Genomic DNA, 21,590 nt, shown 5'->3' on the forward strand with positions numbered 1-21,590 from the left:
GCTTGTGCCACCGGGTCAAGAGACCCTAGAATGCGCACTCCCTTACTGGAAAAGGCAGCGGTATGCACATTCACATTCTCGGGATCTGCGGCACCTTCATGGGTGGTCTGGCGGTGTTGGCGAAACAGCTGGGCTATCGAGTCACCGGCTCGGATGCCAACGTCTATCCCCCCATGAGCACCCAGCTCGAGCAGCAAGGTATCGAGTTGACCGAGGGCTATGACCCCTCCCAGCTCGATCCGGCGCCGGACTTGGTGGTGATAGGCAACGCCATGAGCCGTGGCAACCCTTGCGTGGAGTATGTGCTGGATCGCAATCTGCCCTACATCTCCGGCCCCCAGTGGCTGCTGGAGCATGTGCTGCAGGATCGCTGGGTGCTGGCCGTGGCGGGCACCCATGGCAAGACCACCACCGCCAGCATGCTGGCCTGGGTGCTGGAATACGCCAAGCTCGAGCCCGGCTTCCTCATCGGTGGCGTACCCGGCAACTTCCCGGTCTCCGCCCGCCTGGGCTCAGCCCCCTTCTTCGTCATCGAGGCGGACGAGTATGACTGCGCCTTCTTCGACAAGCGCTCCAAGTTCGTTCACTACCATCCGCGTACCCTGGTGATGAACAACCTGGAGTTCGACCACGCGGACATATTCCCGGATCTCGCCGCCATCCAGCGCCAGTTCCATCACCTGATGCGCACAGTACCGAGCAACGGCCGGGTGCTCTTCCCCCAGGGCGATGACAACCTCACCGCCGTGCGCAAGATGGGCTGCTGGAGCGAGGTGGAGCTGGTGGGTCAGGACGACGCCAAGTGGAAGGCGGTCAAGCTGGCCGATGACGGCTCCGTCTTCGAGGTGTGGCTGGATGGGGTCAAGCAGGGCGAGGTGCACTGGGAGTGCATAGGCGAGCACAACGTCAACAACGGCCTGATGGCCATCGCCGCTGCCCGCCATGCCGGTGTCATGGTGGAGCACGGCATAGCCGCCCTCTGCCAGTTCAAATCCCCCAAGCGGCGGATGGAGCTCAAGGGCGAGGTGGCGGGCATCAGCGTCTATGACGACTTTGCCCACCATCCCACCGCCATCGAGACCACCCTCGGCGGCCTGCGTGCCAAGGTGGGTAAGGCCCGCATTCTGGCGGTGCTGGAGCCCCGCTCCAACACCATGAAACTGGGGGTGCACAAGGAGGAGCTGGCTGGCGGCTTCGACGGCGCCGACGAGGTGTTCTTCTTCCAGCCGGCGAACATTGGCTGGGACCTTGGCGAGGTGACCGCCCACATGAGCCGTCCGGCTCAGGTGTTTGACGATCTGGAGGCCCTGATCAACCGGCTGGTGGCCGAGAGCCGCGCTGGGGATCATATTCTGATCATGAGCAACGGCGGCTTCGGCGGCATTCACGACAAGCTGATAGCCCGCCTCAGGCAAGGCACATCATGAACAAGCAGATCACCCTGGCGCTGACCGGTGCCTCCGGCGCTCCCTATGCCCTGCGCCTGCTCCAGTGTCTGGTGCAGGCGGACTACAAGGTTTATCTGCTCGCCTCTTCGGCCGCCCGGGTGGTGCTCAAGACCGAGCAGCAGCAGGAGTGGCCGGGCTCGCCGAAAGAGCTGTCGGCCTATCTCTGTCGCCAATATGGCGCCAGAGAGGGTCAGATACTGGCCTGCGGCAAGGAGGAGTGGTTCTCGCCTGTGGCCTCCGGCTCGGCGGCGCCCAGGCAGATGGTGGTCTGTCCCTGCTCCATGGGCACCGTCTCGGCCATTGCCAACGGCGCCTCTGACAACCTGCTGGAGCGGGCGGCGGATGTGGTGATCAAGGAGCGCGGCCAGCTCATTCTGGTGCCCCGCGAGAGCCCCTTCTCGGCGATCCATCTGGAAAACATGCTGAAACTGGCGCGGCTCGGGGTGACCATAATGCCCGCCGCACCGGGGTTCTATCATGAGCCGAAAAGCATCGAGGATCTGGTGGACTTCATGGTCGCCCGCATCCTGGATCATCTGGGCGTCGAGCATGCGCTGACCGAGCGCTGGGGCTATGCCAAGCCCTGAGTCTGTGAGACGAAAGAGAGACAAACAAAAGCGGCGCCGACCTGAACAGTCCGGCGCCGCTTTTCATTGGCAGGGAGGATCAGACCACCTGGAGGGGGGCCGTCACGTACTTGAACAGAAAATCGGTCACTTCTTCCCGGCTTGGGCGCTGTGGCTGATTGATCATCTGCATCATGACGTAGCCGAACCCGGTCAGGGAGCGGGCCAGATCCTGCGCCGACAGCACGCTCTGGATCTCGCCACTGTCCATGGCTGCTTGCAGGTGGGGGGCGATGCGCTCCAGCGCCTTGTCCAGCAGGCGGGTGTAACGGGGCCAGACCTCTTCCCGTACCGACGAGCTCCATTCCAGCCAGATACTGGCGTGGTCCGGTTTGTCATAGGCGGCGTCAACGAACAGCTTCACGTGGCGGTGGATGCTGTCCCTGACCGAGCCCTGGCCGTTGTACGCCTGCTCGAGGATCTGCTGCACAAAGCCTTCAATCTCGGCCAGCACTTCATCGACCAGATCTTCACGGGTGTTGAAATAGTTGAACACGGTGGCAACCGAGACTTTGGCCTGCTCGGCAATTTCGGCATGTCCCGCACGGCCTATGCCGCGACGGGAAAATACCTCGATGGCACATTCCATCAATTGATCACGACGAGCCTCCGGCGACAGCCGGGTCCGACGTCTTATTTCTGCGCGTGGTTCCATAGTTTTTTCATCTAATAGTTATTGATTATGGTGTTTATAGTATTGTCACCGATAATGCCCGAAGGCTTGCTAACTCTATCAATTAAAATAAGCCGATAAAAGCATCACGTATGCCTGACGCCTTCCGGTTGGAGTGGTAGAATCATCGGTTTTGATGTTAATGAACGGCCAATAACCCTTTGGCCATTATTGGAGTAAGTGATGAAACACAACGTCGAGGTGATGATCTCCGAGGCTGACGTCGCCGCCCGGATCGCCAAACTGGGTGAAGAGATCACCGCCCGTTACCAGGGCTCCGATGAAGTCGTGATGATTGGCCTCTTGCGCGGCTCCTGCGTCTTCCTGGCCGATCTCTGCCGTCAATGCCAGCTGCCCATCACCCTGGATTTTATGACTGCCTCCAGCTATGGCTCCGGCATGCACAGCACCCGTGACGTGCGCATCCTCAAAGATCTGGATGACGACATCAAAGGCAAGGACGTGGTGATCGTCGAGGACATCATCGACACCGGTTACACCCTCAACAAGGTGCGCGAGATCCTCTCCCTGCGCGAACCTAAATCCCTGGCCATCTGCACCCTGCTGGACAAGCCGTCCCGTCGTGAGGTCCAGGTGCCGGTGGACTGGATTGGCTTCGCCATCCCGGACGAGTTCGTGGTGGGCTGTGGCATCGACTACGCCCAGAAGTACCGTAATCTGCCCTTCATCGGCAAGGTAGTTCCGCAAGAGTAAGCAAGGCTCGGACGTGGCAGGGCTGCTTGGCCGCCCGCCATCGACTGTCTTCAGGCGGCGCTAAAGCCGCCTTTTCTGTCTCGAGATGGGCTCATCCATCACAGGGGTTGCAATGAACGCATTGGAAATCAGCGGTCTGAAGAAGACCTATCAGGGGGGCGTCGAAGCCCTCAAGGGCATAGATCTCACCGTCAAGCAGGGAGATTTCTTCGCCCTGCTCGGCCCGAACGGGGCGGGCAAGTCCACCACCATCGGCGTGATCAGTTCGCTGGTGAACAAGAGTGCCGGCAAGGTCAAGGTGTTCGGTTACGACATCGACACCGATCTGGAGCTGGCCAAGGCCCAGCTCGGGCTGGTGCCCCAGGAGTTCAACTTCAGCCAGTTCGAGAAGGTGAGCCAGATTGTCACCCACCAGGCCGGTTTCTACGGCGTGCCAAGTGCCGAGGCCAAGGTGCGCGCCGAGAAATACCTGCGTCAGCTCGATCTGTGGGACAAGCGCGACATGGCGGCCCGTACCCTCTCCGGCGGCATGAAGCGCCGGTTGATGATAGCCCGCGCCCTGATGCACGAGCCCAGGCTGCTGATCCTGGATGAGCCGACCGCCGGGGTGGACATCGAGATCCGTCGTTCCATGTGGAGTTTCCTCAAGGATCTGAACGAGCAGGGTGTCACCATCATACTCACCACCCATTACCTGGAAGAGGCCGAGATGCTGTGCCGCAACATCGGCATCATCGACAAGGGGCGCCTCATCGAGAACACCAGCATGAAGAACCTGCTCGGCAAGCTGGGGCGGGAGACCTTCCTGCTGGATCTGGTGCCCGGCAGTCAGGTGCCGACCCTGCCCGAATTCAACGGCCGCATGCAGGATGAGCACACCCTGGAGGTGGAGCTGGACAAGAGCCAGTCCCTCAACAGCCTGTTCGAGCAGCTCTCCGCCCAGGGGGTGCAGGTGCTGAGCATGCGCAACAAGGCAAACCGGCTGGAAGAGCTGTTCGTCAACCTGGTAGAGGAGGGTCGCAAAGCATGAATCCCATGACCTATTACATCGCCTTCAAGAGCATACTGGCCAAGGAAGTGAGCCGCTTTACCCGGATCTGGATCCAGACCCTGGTGCCGCCGGCCATCACCATGAGCCTCTACTTCGTCATCTTCGGCAACCTCATAGGGTCGCGCATCGGTGACATGGGGGGCTTCAGCTACATGGAGTTCATCGTGCCCGGCCTCATCATGATGTCGGTCATCACCAACTCCTACTCCAACGTCGCCTCCTCCTTCTACAGCGCCAAGTTCCAGCGCAACGTGGAGGAGCTGCTGGTGGCGCCAGTGCCCAACTACATCATCATCGCCGGCTATGTGGGCGGCGGCGTGGCCCGGGGCCTCTGTGTCGGTCTCATCGTCACCCTGGTCTCGCTGTTCTTCGTGCCGCTGCAGATCCACCATCTGTTCAGCGTCTGCTTCACCGTGCTGCTGACCTCGATCCTGTTCTCCCTGGGGGGGCTGATCAACGCCGTGTTCGCGAAGTCGTTCGATGACATCAGCATCATCCCGACCTTCATCCTGACGCCGCTCACCTATCTGGGGGGAGTCTTCTACTCCATCAGCCTGCTGCCGCCCTTCTGGCAGGGGGTCTCCCAGGTGAACCCCATCATCTACATGGTGAACGCGTTCCGCTACGGCTTCCTCGGCATCTCCGACGTGCCGCTCGGCACCGCCTACCTCATCATCATCGGCTTCATCGTCGCCCTCTACGGGCTGGCCTGGTGGCTGATCTCCCGCGGGACAGGGCTGCGGCACTGAGGTGCAACCATGAAAAAGGCGCCCTCGGGCGCCTTTTTATGTGCTGAGGATCTGCCTCAGAGGGCAGGGGCGTCATAGTCCGCCGGCTCGTCGCTGTAGACGCAGACGTTCCACTTGGCCGCCAGACCCTCTTCGGCCAGACAGTAACGCTCGAAGAAGGTCTTGATCTCGGCGCGCTGGCAGTGGGCCTCGAAGCTGGCCATGTCTTGCCAGATCTCGTTGAAGACGATGGGGAAGCTCTCCCCCTCGGCGAAGGGGCTGGCAATGTGGCGGGTGACTCTGTACTGCAGGCAGCCATCTTCCCTCAGGGTATTGGGCTCCAGCCCCTGCAAGACCTGGAACAGGGCCTGCTCCTTGCCCGGCTTGGGCTGGAACTGGGCGATGCAATAAACCTTCTTGGACATCTGTTTCTCCTTGCCGTGTCTCAACCCTGAAGGGTGACGACGCTATTGTCGATAAGGCGGGCCTTGCCCAGATAGGCAGCCATCAGGATCACCAGCCGCTTGCTGGCAGCGGTGGCCGATTCCAGGGTGTCGGCGTCGACGATGTCGATGGCATCCGTCCTGAAGCCGGCGTTGTCGAGACGCTGGCTGGCCTGGGCCACCAGGGAGGGGAGGTGGTGGTTCCCCGCCTCAATCTGCTCGGCAATCCAGTTCATGGTGCGCGCGAGCTCGGGGGCCAGGGCCCGCTCGGCGGCAGTCAGGTAGCCGTTGCGCGAGGAGAGCGCCAGCCCGTCCTCGGCCCGCACAGTGGGCACGCCGACTATCTCGACCGGCATGGCCATGTCGGCCACCATCTTGCGAATGAGCGCCAGCTGCTGGTAATCCTTCTGGCCGAAGCAGGCCACGTCGGGCTGCACCAGGTTGAACAGCTTGGTGACGACAGTGCTGACACCACGGAAGTGGCCAGGGCGCAGCGCCCCTTCCAGCAGGCTGGAGAGACCCGGTACCTCGACGAAGGTCTGGCTGGCAAGCCCCTGGGGATACATCAGCTCCGGGGTCGGGGTGAACACCAGATCCACGCCGGCGGCCTGCAGGGCGGCGCAGTCCTGCTCCAGGGTACGGGGATAGTTGGCGAGATCCTCGGCCTTGTCGAACTGCAAGGGGTTCACGAAGATGCTGACCACCACCTTGTCGCCGCGGCTGCGGGCCTCATCGACCAGGGTGAGATGGCCCTGGTGCAGATTGCCCATGGTGGGCACGAATGCGATGGCGCGGCCTTCGCGGCGCCATTGGCCGATCTGTTCACGCAGAGCGGCAGGATTGTTCACAACCAACATCAACAGTTCACCTTCGGATAGGTCAAAGAAACAGGGATTGAAAGGGCCAGCGTGGATGGCACGGGATAGTTCACGAGCAACATCACCAACAGTTCACCTTCGGATAGAACAAAGAAACAGGGATTGAAAGGGCCAGAGAGGGATGCGAAACGGGGGCTTAGCCCCCGTTTCGGTTCATGAGGCCTGGATCAGTTGAAGCAGTGCTCGGGACCGGGGAAGGTGCCCTCGCTGACTTGCTTCACATAGAGGCGGATGGCGGCGCGCATGTCACCCGTCTCGGCCAGGAAGTTCTTGGTGAACTTGGGCACATAGCCGGAGGTGATGCCAAAGGCGTCGTGCATCACCAGGATCTGGCCATCGGTGGCCGGGCCCGCGCCTATGCCGATCACCGGGATGCGCAGCGCCTTGCTGATGCGCTCGGCCAGGGCGACCGGCACGCATTCGAGCACCAGCAGCTGGATACCGGCCGCTTGCAGCTCCAGGGCCTGACGGTAGATCTCCTGGGCGTGGAACTCGTCGCGCCCCTGCACCTTGAAGCCGCCAAACACGTGGACGGATTGCGGGGTCAGCCCCAGGTGACCGCAGACAGGCACGCCGTTGCGGGTCAGGTGGCGAATGCTCTCGCACAACCAGTCGCCCCCTTCCATCTTCACCATGCGGGCGCCGGCGGCCATCAGCCGGGCGGCGTTCTGGTAGGTCTGCTCGGGAGTGGCGTAGCTCATGAACGGCATATCCGTGATGACCAGCGCCTTGCTGGTGCCACGCACCACGCAGCGGGTGTGATAGACCATCTCATCCATGCTGACGGCCAGGGTGTCGTCCCCTCCCTGCAGCACCATGCCGAGGGAATCACCGATGAGCAGCACCTGGGCGCCTTCGTCGTCGAACAGCTTGGCGAAGGTGGCGTCATAGGCGGTGATAGCGGTGATTTTTTGTCCGTCCTGCTTCATCTTCTGCAGGTCGGTGATGGTGATCTTGCTCATTACGTTGCTCCTACTCGTCTACTCACCCGTGGGGCGGCAAGGATCTCGAGACCATTGCGCGGGCAGCGGGCAACCAGTTCGGTGAGCGGGGTGCCGCAGGGCAGCACCAGGGCGGGGGCGATTTCGGCAAGGGGCAGCAGGACGAACTCCCGCTCCTTCATGCCGTAGTGGGGAACGATCAGGCGTTCATGCTGGATGACTTGCTCGCCGTACAGCAGCAGATCCAGATCCAGGGTTCTTGGACCCCAACGCTCGTCCTTGCGCACACGTCCCTGTTCCCGCTCGATTTTCTGCAGTTGATCCAGCAAAGCCAGAGGGCCTAGCCGGGTATGAAGCCGCACCACGGCATTGACGTAGTCCGGCTGATCCGCAGGGCCCATGGGGCGGCTGCCGTAAAGCTGCGAGGCCTGTTGCAATTCGGATTCCGGCAGCCTGCCCAGGGCGGCGACGGCCTGTCTGGCCTGGGCGACGGGATTGCCCAGGTTGGATCCGATGGCAACGAAGACCTCGATCATCGGGTGGCCTTTATTCTGCCGCTTTCGGCTTGCGACGACGGGGGCGGCGGCGGTTGCGGCTGTTGCTGCTGCGTTTCTCGTCGTCTCCGCGCGACTCGGCCGCCGGGGCACGCTCACCGCTCGCCGGGCGGCGGGTCGCTTCCCGTTGCAGTTGCGGACGCACATCCGGGTTGGAGGCCACATAGCGCTCCCACCAGCTGGCCAGCTCGCCGAGGCCGCGCTCGACCCGGTTGCGCAGCAGCAGGAAGTCAAAGGCTGCACGGAACTTCGGATGCTCCATGGCGCGCTCGGGGTGACGACCCTGACGACGGGTCAGGCGCTGTTGCAGGGCCCAGATGTCACGTACGTCCGTGGTGAAGCGGCGCGGCACGGCGATGATCCGCACCTGGGCATCCAGCACCTCGTTGATGGCCAGCATGAAGGCGTCGTGCCAGGGTAGGCCGCTCTCGTTTTCCAGCACCCGGGCACGGGCCTCGACGGCGCCCCACAGCAGGGTGGCATAGAGGAAGGCAGGGGTGACACGCTTGTCTTCACGGACCCGGGTATCGGTGTCCATCAACGCCAGTTCGATGAACTGCTCGTAGGGCGAGTTGCCGTTGGGCGTAAACAGGGCGGCGACCTGGGGGAACAGGGGCTGGAACAGCCCGTATTCGCGCAGCAGCTTGTAGGTGGCGAGACCGTCACCGGCCAGGAACAGCTTGAGGGTCTCCTCGAACAGACGGGCGGCCGGAATGTCCTGCAGCAGCGGCGCCAGTTCCCGGATGGGGGCGGCGGTGCGCGGGCTTATGGTCATCTCCAGCTTGGCGGCGAAGCGCACGGCGCGCAGCATGCGCACCGGATCTTCCCGGTAGCGGGTCTCGGGGTCACCGATCAGCTCCAGCTTGCGCTCGGCAAGATCCTCGATGCCACCCTCGAAGTCGTGCAGGGTGAAATCCTTGGCGCTGTAGTAGAGGGCGTTGACGGTAAAGTCACGGCGCTCGGCATCCTCTTCTATGGTGCCGTAGACGTTGTCGCGCAGCAGCATGCCTTCATCAGACTGGGCCGACACGTGCTTGCTGGTATTGACCTGATGGTGGTGACCACGGAAGGTAGCCACTTCGATCACGTCACGACCAAAGACGATGTGGGCCAGGCGGAAACGACGGCCGATCAGGCGGCAGTTGCTGAACAACGCCTTGATCTGCTCTGGCGTGGCATCGGTGGCGATGTCGAAATCCTTTGGCGTTCTCCCGAGCAGAATATCCCGGACGCCACCACCCACCAGGTAGGCTTCGTAGCCCCCCTTGTTCAGGCGGTACAGCACCTTGAGCGCATTCTCGCTGATCTCTTTGCGCGAGATGGGGTGCTGGTCACGGCTCAAGGTTCGGCGTTGACCGGCGACACGGGCTGGAATGGGAGACTCCATCGACTGCTCGCCGTCTTCCTTGCCGAGCACCTTGCGGCAAAAGTTTGCGATCTGGGAAAAAATGGTACACCTCTTCATGACTTCAAATTGACGGGAGGCCAAAAAATAGCGGCCTATCATAGCTCAGGCCCGACCAAATGAGAAACGCTGCGGTCTGCTTCCCCGATTCGGGCCAGGTCGTACAAGGAACGACGCTTTCAGTTCCCCGGGTTCTGGCCTGCTCAAATGAGAAGCGCGGCGGCCAGCTTTTGCTCCGGGGGCCTGCTTATCTGGCCCCCAGCACTATCTTCTGCTGGCGGGGGACCCGCGCCAGCTGCCAGTGGGCAATGCCCCAGGCGATGATCTCGTCGACGGTATTCTCTCTCAGGCAAGGCGGCGGGCACTGGCCGAGGAACGCGAGGGCCTGCCACAGGGCGGGCCTGACGTCATCATGTGCCAGCGCCGGCGCATGGTTCTGCTTCGACAGCTTGTTGCCATCCGCCAGCACTGCCAGCGGCAGGTGCACCCAGGCGGGGACGTCAGCCCCCAGGGTCTGGTAGAGGGCAATCTGGCGCACAGTGGGCTCCAGCAGATCGGCGCCGCGCACTATCTCTGTGATGCCGCTGTCCATGTCATCCACCACCACCGCCAGGTTGTAGGCATAGAGGCCATCCCGGCGGCGCACGATGAAGTCCTCCTCGGCGAGCGCCGCAGGCACCGCAATATGGCCCTGCAACTCATCCTCGAAGTGGTAGACGGGATTATGCTGGCGCAGGCGGGCGGCGCAGCCCTCTGCCGTCAGCCCCAGGGTGCGGCAGTGGCCGTTGTAGAAGCCGCCCGCCGCCATGATCTCGCGCCGGGTGCAGCGGCACCAGTAGAGATCCCCGGCCCGATAGAGCTGGTCGATGATCTCGTCATAACGGCCGTGGCGCGCGCTCTGATACATCACCTCCTCATCCCAGCCGAGGCCATGGGCCTCCAGGGTCTGGAGGATGAGCCCGCTGGCCCCGGCCATCTCCCGCGGCGGATCTATGTCCTCGATGCGCACCAGCCAGCGCCCCTGCAGCGATCTCGCCTGCAAGAAGCTGCCAAGGGCGGCGACCAGGGAGCCGAAGTGGAGCGGACCGGACGGGGAGGGGGCGAAGCGACCGACATGGGGTCGAACAGGGGAGGAGGGAGTCATGGCCATGGGAATTCGGGTAGACGATGCATTGAGGCTGCATTCTGGGATGGTCGTGGGAAAAGCTCAATAAAAAAGGGAGCCTGCGAGCTCCCTTTTTTTGTCCATGTCGATGGGCGGCATCAGCCAGCCATCTGTTTTTCCTTGATTTCAGCCAGCGTCTTGCAGTCGACACAGAGGTCGGCTGTCGGACGGGCTTCCAGACGACGAATACCGATTTCGATACCGCAATGTTCGCAGTAACCAAAGTCGTCTTCTTCGAGCAGCAGCAAGGTCTTTTCGATCTTCTTGATCAGCTTGCGTTCACGGTCGCGGGTGCGCAGTTCGAGTGCGAACTCTTCTTCCTGCGCGGCGCGATCGACCGGATCCGGGAAGTTTGCAGCCTCATCCTTCATGTGGTCGACGGTGCGGTCAACTTCCTGCATCAGTTGGTTGCGCCAGGCTCCCAGGATCTTGCGAAAATGTACCTTTTGTTGGTCATTCATGTACTCCTCACCGGCTTTTACCTGGTAAGGCTCTACACCCGCAATGGCCAGGGGGCCCAGAGATTTCCTGTTTTCGCCTGTTGGCATGCCCTGTCTCCTAATTCAGCACGCTACCCGTGCCATCCATAAATTGAGGGCGGTATCTATAGCAGAAGGGTCAACGGGAGGCAAACAAGCCTTGTCAATAATGTTACCCACTCCAGCATTTATTCTCAGCCCTCGGGTAGCAGATGGTCAGATTCAAATGGAATAAAATCTTGAGCCACCATGCCCTGCACCCCAACATGGGGGCGATAGCATAAAATTTCAACCCCTGCCGCCATCGCCTGCTCAACAAGCTGACTATAGTGCGGATCTATATGGGCTGCAGGGCGCATTCTCGCGATGCCGGAGTGCAAAACCATGAACAGCAGCACGGCTCTGTGCCCTGCCGCCTTCATGGCCATCAATTCACGCAAGTGCTTGGCGCCACGGGCGGTGACCGCATCGGGAAAGTAGCCCATGCCCGCTTGTTCCCGCTCGTCGAGCAGGGTGACGGATTTCACCTCTATGTAACAACTCGGCCTGTGATCGTCTTCCAGCAACAGGTCGATGCGGCTGTTCTCCTCCCCGTATTTCACCTCGGTGCGCAGCCTGGCATAACCCGCCAGCGGCGCCAGCGCCCCTTGCTCGATGAGCTCCCGGGCGATCTGGTTGGCCCGCGCCGTGTTGACGCAGATGAAGTGGCCCGCCGGGCTCTCGGCTATCTCCCAGCTGTGGGCCAGCTTGCGCTTGGGGTTGTTCGAGGTGGAGTACCAGACCCGGGTGCCCGGATCGGCACAACCCGTCATGGCGCCGGTATTGGCGCAGTGGATGGTGATGGTCTCACCATCGGCCAGCTGCACATCGGTGAGGAAGCGCTTGTAGCGGGCGATGAGCAGACCGGATTGCAAAGGGGGATCGAAGATCATGGGGTCAGCTCCTCGCTGTTGGTCTCTTTGATGCGGGCACGCAGGGGCCAGCAGGCGATGGGTTCATAGCTGACCCCCTGCGGGGTGCTGACGGAGTGGTAGAGGCAGAAGCTGTCCGCCTGCAGCACAAGATCGGGGGCGGGCAGCGCCTCCGGGGCCTCGCCGGCCTTGCGCGACAGGGTGACATGGGGGCGGTAGCCCTGTTCCCCGTTACCAAGCCCCAGCTTCTCGCCGTGGCGACGCAGGGCCCTGGCCAGCACGTTCAGCTCGTTTGGCCACTCGCTGGGCCCCACCCAGGCAGCCCTGGCACGCTGAAACCAGCCGGTCTGATCCAGATGGACGCTGAAAGGGGGGCAGCGCTGCTGTGCGGCGGCGGCGATCAGCCTGTCCCGAGTGGCCTCGTCGGCCTCACCGAGAAAGGCCAGGGTCAAATGCAGATTGCGCTCGGGCACCGGCAGGCCGGGCCAGGGGCGCCGTTCGCGCCAGTCGATCAGGGCGGGGGCAAGCTGGTGCAGGGGCAGGGCAAAGAAGAGTCTGGGCATGCGCAGCGTCGGTCCTCGTGGTACTCACATGAAAGGGCCATTCTATGGCAGCTCGTCTGCGGATGTCTCCTGGTCGCGTCTCGCGCTTGTCCGGGCGGGCTGAGTGCTCCCCGGGTCTGCCCCAACCGGTTGGGTACATCCGGCACGGCTGCTGACGGTGGGCGGCTGGCTGTGGCAGAATGGGCGCCGTTTTCCTGATCATCACAGAAGGTCTTCGCCGTTTTGTCCCAACTCCCCATCGTCTCTGTGCTGCCCGAGCTGTTTGATGCCATCGACAGCCACGCCAGCGTGATACTGCAGGCCCCCCCGGGGGCGGGCAAGTCGACCCTGCTGCCCCTGGAGCTGGTGCGCCTAAACCGGCTGCCCGGCCGCATCATCATGCTGGAGCCCCGCCGCCTCGCGGCCCGCAACATAGCGGGCTTCTTGGCGCGCCAGCTCGGGGAGAAGGTGGGGGAGCGCATCGGGCTGCGAGTGCGAGGGATGAGTCGCACCAGTGCCGTGACCCGGCTCGAGATAGTGACCGAGGGGGTGCTGACCCGGATGTTGCAGCAAGACCCCGAGCTGACCGGCGTCTCCCTGGTGATCTTCGACGAATTCCACGAGCGAAGCCTGCATGCCGATACCGCCCTGGCCTTCGCCATCGAGAGCCAGCAGGGGTTGAGGGAGGATCTCAAGCTGCTCATTATGTCCGCCACCCTGGAGGGCATGGCGCTGGAGGCCCTGTTGCCAGACGCCCCTGTGATCCGCTCCGAGGGGCGCGGCTTTCCCATCGACTACCACTACCGCCCCGCCAATCGCCAGCAGTGGTTGGAGCCCCAGGTGGGCGCCGTGGTGCTGGAGGCGCTGGCGGCCCACGGGGGCAGTGCCCTGGTGTTCCTGCCTGGACAGGGGGAGATAGAGCGACTCGCCCAGTGGCTGGAGGGGCGCCTGCCGGATGACGTGCGCCTTGCCCCCCTCTACGGTCGCCTCGACATGGCGGCCCAGCAGGCGGCCATAGAACCTGCCCCGGCGGGGAGTCGCAAGCTGGTGCTCACCACCAATGTGGCGGAGACCTCCCTCACCATAGAGGGGGTCTCCGTGGTCATCGACAGCGGGCTGGAGCGGCGCGCCACCTTCGATCTGAGAAGCGGCGTCACCCGGCTGGAGACCCGTCAGATTGCCAGGGCCTCCGCCACCCAGCGGGCAGGCCGTGCCGGCCGTCTCGGCCCCGGGGTCTGCTACCGGCTCTGGAGCAGCGAAGTGCAGGAGCGCCTCGCCGAGCAGAGCCCGCCGGACATCCTCACCCAGGAGCTGACCGGTCTGCTGCTGGACGCCGCCCAGTGGGGCGCCAGGGTGGAGAGCCTGCCGCTGCTCGACATGCCGCCTGCGGCTGCGGTGGCGAGCGCCCGGCGCCTGCTGGTGGCCCTGGGGGCCATGAAGGCGGAGGGTGAGCAACAACTCACCCCGGCCGGCCGCACCATGGCCGCCTTCGGCACTCATCCCCGTCTGGCGCGCATGTTGTTGCGGGCCCGGGAGCTGGAGGCCGAGGGTCTGACAGGGATTGTCGCCGATGGGGCTTTCCTGGTGGCGTTGCTGGAAGAAGATCTGCGAGGATCCGAGCGCCTTTCCGTGCTCTTCCATCGTCGTCTGGGGGCCCTGCGTCAGGGGGCCGCCCGCTGGTTCGAGCGCCTTGGCGCAAGGCCCGCGACCGCCCAGGGTCAGTGGCTGGGGCTGCTGTGCGCCCTCGCCTGGCCGGATCGGATCGGCAAGCTGCGCAGTGGCAGCCGCTATCAACTCAGTGGTGGGATCGGCTGCGATCTGGTAGAAGGTCACCCATGTCAGGGACAAGGGGCCCTGATCGCCATAGAGATGGGGCAGAACGATCGCGGCAGCCGCATCTTCATCGCCGAGCCGGTGGCGCTGGACGAGCTGGTGCGCCAGCTGCCGGAGCTGGTGAGCGAGCGCCAGTGGTTCGACTGGGACGAGCGGGAAGAGCGGGTCCGCGCCGAGCGCCAGCAGGTGATCGGCGAACTGGTGCTCGGCCAGCGACCGCTGACGGATCTCTCCGACGAACAGAAGGGGCGCTGCCTGTTGCAGGGCATTCGTCGCAAGGGGCTGCATGTGCTGCCCTGGGACGAGGGCAGTGAAGGCTTGCTGGCCCGATTGCGCTGCGCCCGCGACTGGTTGCCCGACGAGGGCTGGCCCGCCATGGACGACGAGAGTCTGCTGGCCCGGCTGGAGGAGTGGCTCTTGCCTGCCCTGAGCGGCATGACCCGGCTGGAGCAGCTCAAGAGGATCAACCTCTCCGATCTGCTGCGCCAGTCCCTGCCCTGGCCCTTGCCAAAACGGCTGGACGAGGCGCTGCCGAGCCACTTCAGCGCGCCGACCGGCAGCCGGGTGCGGATCCGCTATCAGCCGGGGCAGGCCCCGGTGATCCCGGTGCGCATTCAGGAGATGTTCGGGCAGGGCACGACTCCCTGCGTGGCCGATGGCCGGGTGCCCCTGGTGGTGGAGCTGCTCTCTCCGGCCCAGCGACCGCTGCAGATCACCGCCGATCTCGCCGCCTTCTGGGCGGGATCCTACGAGCAGGTGAAGAAAGAGATGAAGGGGCGCTATCCCCGCCACTACTGGCCGGACAACCCCCTGGAGGCCATGCCGACCAAGGTCACCAAGAAGAAGATGGGGATCTAGGTTGGTGCTGAGCCTAGCTAAGCCCAACTCCAGCAGACGGCCCTGGCCCTCTCCCAGAGGGAGAGGGAACCGATCGAGCTTGGTGTTTGCTCCCTTCTCCTCTCCCTTTTTCAAAGGCATGGGAGAAGGGTTGGGGATGAGGGGTTGGCATCCATTTGTCTGGCGAATGTCTGGCGAAATGAAACCCAGGATCCAGGTTCGATTGGTTAAGCCAGATCGGACGTTCGCGAATGCGGCATAACAAGTAGAAAGGAAAGCAAAGAGGATTTATGGCAACCCAACGACGCAAGAGCCCTCCCAAGAAGGCAGCTCCCAAACGCACCATCTGGCGCAAGCTGTTCTGGCTTGGCTTCAAGCTCTCCCTGGTGGTGGCGGCCTTTATGGTGGTCTTTGGTATCTATCTGGATACCAAGGTGCGCGAGCGCTTCGACGGCGAGAAGTGGCAGTTGCCCGTGATGGTCTATAGCCGCCCGCTGGAGCTCTACCCCAGCCAGCGTCTATCCCAGACCCAGATGCTGCGCGAGCTCAACATGCTGAGCTACAAGCAGGTGCGTCAGCCCCACACCCCGGGGGAGTACGCGGTCAACGGCAATCGCATCGAGCTGGTACGCCGTCCGTTCGAGTTCCATGACGGCGCCGACGGCGCCCGTGGCCTGCGTCTCACCTTCAACGGTGCGCGGCTGGAGGGGATCCTGTCTCTGGAGAACCAGCGTCAGCTAGGCTATGCCCAGATGGACCCCGTGTTGCTGGACCGCCTCAACACCGAGGACAGGGAGGATCGCCTGTTGGTACGCATCGCCGAGGTGCCGGACAGCCTGCTGGTGACCCTGCTGACCACCGAAGATCGCGATTTCTATCAGCACGGCGGCGTCTCGCCTGTGGCCATCATGCGTGCCATGGTGGCCAATGTGCTGGCGGGTCGCACAGTGCAGGGGGGGAGCACCCTCACCCAGCAGCTCGCCAAGAACTTCTTCCTGACCCGGGAGCGCAGCCTGTGGCGCAAGGCACAGGAAGCCTATATGGCGGTGCTCATCGACTACCGCTACAGCAAGGACGAGATCCTGGAGGCCTACCTCAACGAGGTCTACCTGGGGCAGAACTTCTCGCAAGGGGTCTATGGCTTCGGGCTCGCCTCCTACTTCTACTTCGGCATCCCGGTCAACGAGCTGGACATCGATCAGGTGGCCCTGCTGGTGGGCATGGTGAAGGGGCCTTCCTATTACGATCCCTGGCGCTTCCCCGAGCGGGCCAAGGCGCGCCGGGATCTGGTGCTGAAACTGCTGATGGAGCACGGCAGCCTGACCCAGGCCGAGTATGAGCTGGCCAGCAAGCAGCCCCTTGGCATCATCACCCGGGGCCAGATGAGCTACGGCCGTACCCCGGCCTTCATGGGGCTGCTCAAGCGGGAGATCCAGAACCGCTTCGGCCCGGATCTGCTCAAGCAGTCCGGCCTCAAGATCTTCACCAGCCTGGATCCCATCGCCCAGCACGCCGCCGAGCAGGCGGTCGAGACAGGCCTCGCCACCATCGAGAAGCAGCGCGGCAAGAAGAAGCTGGAGGCGGCCATGGTGGTCTCCGACTGGCACAAGGGCGAGGTGGTCGCCATGGTGGGGGGGCGGGATCCCCGTTACGCCGGCTTCAACCGTGCGCTGGATGCCCGTCGTCAGATAGGCTCCCTGGTGAAACCGGCTGTCTATCTCACCGGTCTCTCCAACGGCCTGACCCTGGGCACACCGCTCAAGGATCAGCCGATCCGCATCCGCGGCCAGGATGGCCAGATCTGGACGCCACAGAACTACGATCGCAAGTTCCGCCAGAGCGTGCCGCTGATGGAGGCGCTCGCCAGCTCCCTCAACGTGCCGACCGTCAACCTGGGTCTGCAGGTGGGGCTCGACAAGGTGGTGGACACCCTGCACAAGCTGGGGGTCCAGCAGGAGATCCAGCCTTATCCTTCCCTGGTGCTGGGGGCGGTGGCGCTCTCGCCCATGGAGGTGAACCAGATGTACCTGCCCATCGCCAACCAGGGGCTGACCCAGCCGCTGTCGGCCATTCGCGCCGTGGTAAACAGCGATGGCAGCCAGCTCTATCAGCATGACGAGACCGCCAAGCGGGTGACGGATCCCCAGGCCAGCTGGCTGACCCTGTTCGCCATGACCAAGACGGTGAGCCAGGGCACGGCCCGGGCGCTCGGCGCCAAGTTCCCCGGCGCCACCATGGCCGCCAAGACAGGGACCACCAACGAGCTGCGGGACTCCTGGTTTGCCGGTATGGACAACAACGAGCTGGTGAGCATCTGGGTCGGTCGGGATGACAACCAGCCCGCCGGGCTGACCGGTGCCAGCGGTGCCTTGCAGCTGTTCAGCGGTTACATGAGCCAGCGCGGCGTCAACAGCCTGGGGCTGAAGATGCCGGAAGGGGTGAGCTGGGCCAGCTTCTCCCGCGCGAGCGGCGCCCGTGTCGCCAGCGACTGTCCCGGCAGCCTGCAGGTGCCGGCCAAGCTGGCGGGGCTGGGGGAGCCCATGAGCTGCGCCAGCCCTGTCTCCAACCCGGTCAACGCGCTGGATCAGTGGTTCGGCGGCTTCTTCAACTAACGAGAACGGGCAGCCTGGCTGCCCGTTTTACAAGGATTGCCATGACACTTCCCTTGCTCGGCGGCATTCACCACGTGGCCATCATCGCCAGCGACTATGAGCGCTCGCGCCACTTCTACCACCAGGTGCTGGGGCTGCCCATACTGGCGGAGACCCTGCGGGAGGCCCGCCACTCCTGGAAGCTGGATCTGGCGCTGCCGGATGGCAGCCAGCTTGAGCTGTTCAGCTTTCCCGCTCCCCCTGCGCGCCCTTCCAGGCCGGAGGCCTGCGGTCTGCGGCACCTGGCGTTTCGGGTGCAGGCGCTCGATCCCGTCATCGCCCATCTGGAGCGTCACGGGGTGGCCGTGGAGCCGGTGCGGGTGGACGAGCTGACCGGCAGTCGCTTCACCTTCTTCGCAGATCCCGACGGCCTGCCGCTGGAGCTTTACGAGGTCGATGCCGAGTCGGCATGAGCGGGCTTTGCGGCAACATGAGTGCGTAAAAAAGCCGCCCGGCGAACACCGGGCGGCTTTTCATGGGGGTCAGGTGTTAATCACGCCGTGGTCAGCAGCGCCACGGCGACGGCCATGATCAGGATGCCGACCCAGCCGACGGGCTTGAGACGCTCCCCAAACAGCAACAGGCCGCCGAGGGCGGTGCCCAGGATGCCGATGGCGCCCCAGGTGGCATAGGCCACGGCGAGATCTATCCTGCCTGTGCTCACCGCCTCACTGAGCAGGGTAAAGGCACAGAGCACCAGCAGTATGCCGAGCAGGCCCCAGCCCTTGTGACGAAAACCGAGGGAGCGGTTGATGGCCATGTTGGCCCCCACATCCAGCAGGGCGGCGCTCAGGACGATGATCAACGGGTGCATGGGAGCTCCTTGGCAGGGGTGGCGTCAACCGGCTCGGCATGGGTTTCCCCCAGGGTCACCATAACAATGCCCACTATTGCCAGCGCCAGCCCGACCCACTCCTGCACACTCAGCTCGTAACCAAGGAACAGCACTGAGACGGCGGTGATCAGGGCGATTCCCAGCCCTTCCCAGAGCGCGAATGCAATACCAATGGAGATTGTTTTGGCGGCCTTGGCCAGCAGTAGGTAGGAGAGGGCGATGAGGAGCCACATCGGCAGGTAGTTGAGCCAGCCGGCCTCACTCTCCGGGATCAGAGCCATGGTGGAGGTGCCTGCCACCTCGGTCAGGATGGCGCCCGTCAGGAAGAGGCGGGCCAAAAGCAGGGGACTGAATAACATGGGGTTTCCTTCTGTTGCTACGACGAGGGAGAGGATAGCCGCGGTTGGGCAAGGTCCGGGTATCGCTGAGCGTCGATAATTCTGGCGCTGACGGTTTGCCTTGGGGGAGGGGCGCGGCGTAAGGTGAAGATGGAGCAAGCTGCCACCAGAGCGCGATCATGAAGCTTTATCAGATACAACTCTTTGTAGAATCAGCAGGCAGTGGTTCGATTGCCAATGCCGCCAGACGCCTTGGCAAGAGCCGGAGTGCCGTCAGCACGGCGATCGCCGCCCTGGAAGTGGAGCTTGGCGTCGACCTTTTTGAACGAGGGGCCAACCAGAGCCGATTGACCGAGATAGGGGAGCAGGTGCTGGACGACTGCCGGCGACTGCTGCAGGCGGCCAACAGCCTCAAGCTCAAGTGCGAGCACTACGCCTCGGGCGCCGAGGTGGCGCTCAGGGTGGCGCGGGATGACGCCATCCCCGAGCCGGTCTGGCGCGAGATGCTGGGGGCGCTGCGCCACCAGTTTCCCGGCACCAGCATCTCCCTGGTGCTGGCCTCGCCCCCCGAGCTGCCTTCCCTGGTGGAGGAGGGGTTCGTGGATGCCGCCTTCGGTCTCATCACCGAGGATCAGGAGCGCAGCGGCCTCAACATAGAGGTGCTCAACCCCATCCGCACCTTGATGGTGGTGGCGCCAAGCCACCCGTTGGCGGGGTTGAAGCGGGTGCTGCAGCAGGATCTCACCGATCAGACCCAGGTCACCCTCTCCTACGTGGACGAGTTCTCGGTCAAGAGCCTGCTCCCCATCGGCGGTCAGCACATAGGGTTGTCGAGCTTCGAACTGATGCGGGATGCTGTGCTGGACGGCCTCGGCTGGGCTGTGTTGCCCTCACCGCTGATCCAGAGCCAGCTGCGCCAGGGGGAGCTGCTGACCCTGAAGCACAAGTTCAGCCTGCAGTGGCGCGATTACGGAGTCTATCTGTCGGAGAACGCCCATCACGGCAAGGTGCTGGCCTGGCTGAAGAAGGCCATCGAGGCCTATCTCGAACCCTTCGAGTAGCCTCTTTCAGGGAGGAGAACGACAACAGGGGCCGCTGGCCCCTGTTGTTTGAGACGGCTGGAGATCAGCGCAGGGCGTGACGGGGGGAGGGCTGGCGCTGGCGAAAGGGCAGCAGGAGCAGGCTGAGCAGCAGATCCCCCAGCAGGGAGGCGAGCAGTCCCACCGCCACACCACAGAAGATGGCGGCCTGCTTGAGGGGCACCACATAGCCGTAGTTGCGCAGGGTGTCCTGCCAGAGCATGGGGTCCGCCTGCGACAGCAGGTGGGAGACTTGCAGGTACCAGGGCTGACCCTGGAAGGCGCGCTCCTGCTGCAGGTGGCGCTGCTGGCTCACCAGCTGCTGCAGGCTGGTGGCATCCTGGGTGAAGACGGGATCCTGGCTGGCGCCGTAATGGGCGATCAGGGCGTCGAGATCGCCGCCAAAGTGCTGATCCGCGGTGCGCTGGAAGGGTTCCAGGCTGAGGCTGGCCTGCTGCAGGCGCGCATCCAGCCGCTGGTAGTAGAGATCGACGATCCCCGGTATCTGCACGCCCGCCAGCAAACCGAGGGCAAACAACATCATGCGAAGGTAGCTGCGCATAGCCATCATCCTGAGTAAAAAGAGTCTCATACTAGCCGCAAGCCCCTGGCGCGCCAAGGTGGTGCTGGTTGCTCCCGCATCCGGGGGGTGGCAGAGCGGGTTCAAACAAGATTCAATAGGATATTACTTGTTACATGAATTCTTACATTTTTGTGATTCAAGTCACCGGGAGGCTGACCTAGAATCACCGCTTTTTGAAGGAAGACTCGGCATGAGCAAGTTCATACCTCTCTATCTGATCGGGGGCCTGATTGCCCTCAGTTGGGCTGCCCTGCCGGGTCATGGCCCCTGGGATCATTGGGATCTCGCCACCTTCCAGCTGGTCAATGGCTGGCTGGGCCAATCCGCCCGCTGGGCCGATCTGGTGGCCATCACCAACAATCGCCTGTTCGATCTGGTCGCCCTGGGCTGCATGGGACTGATCCTGGCCACCTGCTTCTTCCGGGCCCAGGGTGAGGCGCGCCGTCGCCTGGTGGCCATGGGGATCGTCATGTTGCTGGGGGCCCTGGTGATCAATCAGCTCGGCCACCTGCTGCCGGTCAGCCGTCCCAGCCCTACCCTGATGGTGGACGGGGCGCTGCGGCTGAGCGAGCTCAGCACCATCTCGACCAAGGACTCTGCCGGCGACAGCTTCCCCGGAGATCATGCGCTGTTCCTGATGATCTTCGCCGGTTTTGCCCTGCGTTACCTGCCGCGCCGGGTCGCCGTGATCGCCGTGCTGATGGTGCCCCTGTTCTCGGCCCCTCGCATCCTCGCCGGTGCCCACTGGCTGACGGACGTCTATGTCGGCGCCCTCTGCCTCGCCCTCATCTGCCTGCCGCCCTTGCTGCTGACCCCATTGTCGGATCGGCTGATCGACCGCCTGGCTCCCAGGCTGCCGCGCTGGATCTCCTGAGG

The 21,590-nt window shown here is 63.5% G+C and carries 23 protein-coding genes; 10 read left to right on the forward strand and 13 right to left on the reverse strand.

The genetic code is table 11. The features are described from left to right. Positions 1-62: 62 nt before the first annotated feature. Together mpl and AB5Y91_RS19705 are read left to right on the forward strand one after the other, a co-directional pair. Positions 63-1,427 carry a UDP-N-acetylmuramate:L-alanyl-gamma-D-glutamyl-meso-diaminopimelate ligase gene (gene mpl, locus AB5Y91_RS19700; RefSeq protein ID WP_368170592.1) on the forward strand — a complete coding sequence of 455 codons (1,365 nt, stop codon included), beginning with the start codon at positions 63-65 and terminating at the stop codon, positions 1,425-1,427. After that, entirely contained in the window at positions 1,424-2,035 is a 612-nt protein-coding gene (locus tag AB5Y91_RS19705) for a flavin prenyltransferase UbiX (RefSeq protein ID WP_368170593.1), read from the forward strand. The genes mpl and AB5Y91_RS19705 overlap by 4 nt, the downstream gene beginning before the upstream one ends. Before the next feature lie 79 nt (positions 2,036-2,114). On the opposite strand, the gene AB5Y91_RS19710 is transcribed toward AB5Y91_RS19705, so the two are convergent. Beyond that, complete coding sequence (locus AB5Y91_RS19710; RefSeq protein WP_025328201.1) at positions 2,115-2,729, reverse strand: TetR/AcrR family transcriptional regulator; 615 nt, start codon at positions 2,727-2,729, stop codon at positions 2,115-2,117. 201 nt (positions 2,730-2,930) lie between these two features. Here AB5Y91_RS19710 and hpt point away from each other — a divergent pair, with 201 nt between their 5' ends. From hpt to AB5Y91_RS19725, 3 genes are all read left to right on the forward strand, one after another. Continuing rightward, positions 2,931-3,461 (forward strand): hypoxanthine phosphoribosyltransferase, encoded by a 531-nt coding sequence (hpt, locus tag AB5Y91_RS19715; protein ID WP_025328200.1) that lies wholly within the window; start codon positions 2,931-2,933, stop codon positions 3,459-3,461. Between the two features lie 112 nt (positions 3,462-3,573). Then, a complete protein-coding gene (locus AB5Y91_RS19720; RefSeq protein WP_106885867.1) occupies positions 3,574-4,491 on the forward strand; it encodes an ABC transporter ATP-binding protein in 918 nt (305 codons plus the stop codon). Continuing rightward, a complete protein-coding gene (locus tag AB5Y91_RS19725) occupies positions 4,488-5,261 on the forward strand; it encodes an ABC transporter permease (protein ID WP_139745436.1) in 774 nt (257 codons plus the stop codon). Before AB5Y91_RS19720 ends, AB5Y91_RS19725 begins: the two co-directional genes overlap by 4 nt. Before the next feature lie 56 nt (positions 5,262-5,317). Here AB5Y91_RS19725 and AB5Y91_RS19730 read toward each other — a convergent pair whose 3' ends face one another. The 9 genes from AB5Y91_RS19730 to thpR all read right to left on the reverse strand — a co-directional run bounded on the left by AB5Y91_RS19730 (position 5,318) and on the right by thpR (position 12,579). Further along, on the reverse strand, positions 5,318-5,665 hold the full coding sequence (locus AB5Y91_RS19730; RefSeq protein WP_368170594.1) for a putative quinol monooxygenase: 348 nt from the start codon (positions 5,663-5,665) through the stop codon (positions 5,318-5,320). Positions 5,666-5,685: 20 nt separating this feature from the next. After that, positions 5,686-6,540 carry a pantoate--beta-alanine ligase gene (panC, locus tag AB5Y91_RS19735; RefSeq protein ID WP_368170595.1) on the reverse strand — a complete coding sequence of 285 codons (855 nt, stop codon included), beginning with the start codon at positions 6,538-6,540 and terminating at the stop codon, positions 5,686-5,688. Between the two features lie 188 nt (positions 6,541-6,728). Beyond that, positions 6,729-7,523 (reverse strand): 3-methyl-2-oxobutanoate hydroxymethyltransferase, encoded by a 795-nt coding sequence (gene panB / locus AB5Y91_RS19740; protein WP_368170596.1) that lies wholly within the window; start codon positions 7,521-7,523, stop codon positions 6,729-6,731. After that, a complete protein-coding gene (gene folK, locus AB5Y91_RS19745; protein WP_368170597.1) occupies positions 7,523-8,038 on the reverse strand; it encodes a 2-amino-4-hydroxy-6-hydroxymethyldihydropteridine diphosphokinase in 516 nt (171 codons plus the stop codon). Before folK ends, panB begins: the two co-directional genes overlap by 1 nt. 10 nt (positions 8,039-8,048) lie before the next feature. Beyond that, positions 8,049-9,521 carry a polynucleotide adenylyltransferase PcnB gene (gene pcnB, locus AB5Y91_RS19750; RefSeq protein ID WP_162627209.1) on the reverse strand — a complete coding sequence of 491 codons (1,473 nt, stop codon included), beginning with the start codon at positions 9,519-9,521 and terminating at the stop codon, positions 8,049-8,051. 187 nt (positions 9,522-9,708) lie between these two features. After that, entirely contained in the window at positions 9,709-10,617 is a 909-nt protein-coding gene (gene gluQRS / locus AB5Y91_RS19755) for a tRNA glutamyl-Q(34) synthetase GluQRS (RefSeq protein WP_368170611.1), read from the reverse strand. Positions 10,618-10,724: 107 nt separating this feature from the next. Beyond that, positions 10,725-11,174, reverse strand: coding sequence for an RNA polymerase-binding protein DksA (dksA, locus tag AB5Y91_RS19760; RefSeq protein WP_005329052.1), 450 nt, complete (start codon positions 11,172-11,174; stop codon positions 10,725-10,727). A 125-nt stretch (positions 11,175-11,299) separates the two neighbouring features. After that, entirely contained in the window at positions 11,300-12,037 is a 738-nt protein-coding gene (sfsA, locus tag AB5Y91_RS19765; RefSeq protein ID WP_368170598.1) for a DNA/RNA nuclease SfsA, read from the reverse strand. Next, positions 12,034-12,579 carry an RNA 2',3'-cyclic phosphodiesterase gene (gene thpR, locus AB5Y91_RS19770; protein ID WP_368170599.1) on the reverse strand — a complete coding sequence of 182 codons (546 nt, stop codon included), beginning with the start codon at positions 12,577-12,579 and terminating at the stop codon, positions 12,034-12,036. The genes sfsA and thpR overlap by 4 nt, the downstream gene beginning before the upstream one ends. Positions 12,580-12,801: 222 nt before the next feature. Here thpR and hrpB point away from each other — a divergent pair, with 222 nt between their 5' ends. From hrpB to AB5Y91_RS19785, 3 genes are all read left to right on the forward strand, one after another. Then, a complete protein-coding gene (hrpB, locus tag AB5Y91_RS19775) occupies positions 12,802-15,249 on the forward strand; it encodes an ATP-dependent helicase HrpB (RefSeq protein ID WP_368170600.1) in 2,448 nt (815 codons plus the stop codon). Between the two features lie 269 nt (positions 15,250-15,518). Then, on the forward strand, positions 15,519-17,840 hold the full coding sequence (gene mrcB, locus AB5Y91_RS19780; RefSeq protein WP_368170601.1) for a penicillin-binding protein 1B: 2,322 nt from the start codon (positions 15,519-15,521) through the stop codon (positions 17,838-17,840). A 41-nt stretch (positions 17,841-17,881) separates the two neighbouring features. Next, positions 17,882-18,292: a VOC family protein gene (locus AB5Y91_RS19785; protein ID WP_234689796.1), complete on the forward strand. Its 411-nt coding sequence runs from the start codon at positions 17,882-17,884 to the stop codon at positions 18,290-18,292. Between the two features lie 80 nt (positions 18,293-18,372). Here AB5Y91_RS19785 and AB5Y91_RS19790 read toward each other — a convergent pair whose 3' ends face one another. Beyond that, positions 18,373-18,693 carry an SMR family transporter gene (locus tag AB5Y91_RS19790; protein WP_262111706.1) on the reverse strand — a complete coding sequence of 107 codons (321 nt, stop codon included), beginning with the start codon at positions 18,691-18,693 and terminating at the stop codon, positions 18,373-18,375. Next, the gene (locus tag AB5Y91_RS19795; protein WP_262111704.1) at positions 18,681-19,073 is read right to left on the reverse strand and encodes a multidrug efflux SMR transporter; all 393 of its coding nucleotides are present in this window, start codon (positions 19,071-19,073) and stop codon (positions 18,681-18,683) included. The genes AB5Y91_RS19790 and AB5Y91_RS19795 overlap by 13 nt, the downstream gene beginning before the upstream one ends. 158 nt (positions 19,074-19,231) lie before the next feature. On the opposite strand from AB5Y91_RS19795, the gene AB5Y91_RS19800 reads away from it, so the two are divergent. Next, positions 19,232-20,113 carry a LysR family transcriptional regulator gene (locus AB5Y91_RS19800; RefSeq protein WP_163147229.1) on the forward strand — a complete coding sequence of 294 codons (882 nt, stop codon included), beginning with the start codon at positions 19,232-19,234 and terminating at the stop codon, positions 20,111-20,113. A 64-nt stretch (positions 20,114-20,177) separates the two neighbouring features. On the opposite strand, the gene AB5Y91_RS19805 is transcribed toward AB5Y91_RS19800, so the two are convergent. Further along, positions 20,178-20,693 carry a DUF2937 family protein gene (locus AB5Y91_RS19805; protein WP_368170602.1) on the reverse strand — a complete coding sequence of 172 codons (516 nt, stop codon included), beginning with the start codon at positions 20,691-20,693 and terminating at the stop codon, positions 20,178-20,180. A gap of 211 nt (positions 20,694-20,904) precedes the next feature. Here AB5Y91_RS19805 and AB5Y91_RS19810 point away from each other — a divergent pair, with 211 nt between their 5' ends. Beyond that, a complete protein-coding gene (locus AB5Y91_RS19810) occupies positions 20,905-21,588 on the forward strand; it encodes a phosphatase PAP2 family protein (protein WP_368170603.1) in 684 nt (227 codons plus the stop codon). The last annotated feature ends 2 nt before the right edge of the window (positions 21,589-21,590 follow it).

The organism is Aeromonas sp. R4-3 (genome assembly GCF_040908275.1).
Classification (GTDB): Bacteria; Pseudomonadota; Gammaproteobacteria; order Enterobacterales; family Aeromonadaceae; genus Aeromonas; species Aeromonas rivipollensis.